General features: G+C 69.2%; 1 pseudogene. It reads left to right on the top strand.

The features are described 5' to 3' along the window. Nucleotides 1-5 precede the first annotated feature (5 nt). A pseudogene (locus tag G3436_RS26260) lies at nt 6-522 on the top strand (16S rRNA methyltransferase); the annotation flags it as partial.

The raw sequence follows: 522 nt of genomic DNA, 5'->3' as shown, positions 1-522 counted from the left end.
CGACCATGGACCCGCGTAGTGAAGTGTTGCTCCGTCAGGCCGAGCTGTTCCAAGGCTCCCTGATACTGGCCGGTCTGCCCGCCGACGACCTGCTCGGCAGCCTGCCGGCGGCCCACGGCTGGAGCTGGCACGCAGGCGACCAGGCAGCGCTGCAAGCACGCTTTGCCGGGCGCAGCCATTACACGGTGGAGGTGCCGCCGGTCAGCTTCGACAGCGCGGTGCTGTTCCTGCCCAAGTCGCGCGACCTGGCCAACTACCTGCTCAACGCCCTGGCCTCGCGCCTGGGTGGGCGCACACTGTACCTGGTCGGCGAGAAGCGCGGCGGCATCGAGGGCGCGGCCAAGCAACTGCATGCCTTCGGCAAGCCGCGCAAGCTCGACAGCGCACGCCACTGCCAGCTGTGGCAGGTGAGCATCGACACGCCGCCGCAGGCGCAGCCACTGGAAAGCCTCGCGCAACGCTTCGAACTGCCGCTGGCCGAAGGCCCGTTGCAGATCGTCAGCCTGCCGGGTGTGTTCAGCC

Source organism: Pseudomonas brassicae, assembly GCF_010671725.1.
Taxonomy (GTDB): domain Bacteria; phylum Pseudomonadota; class Gammaproteobacteria; order Pseudomonadales; family Pseudomonadaceae; genus Aquipseudomonas; species Aquipseudomonas brassicae.
This window is presented reverse-complemented; position numbering and strand designations above follow the sequence as displayed.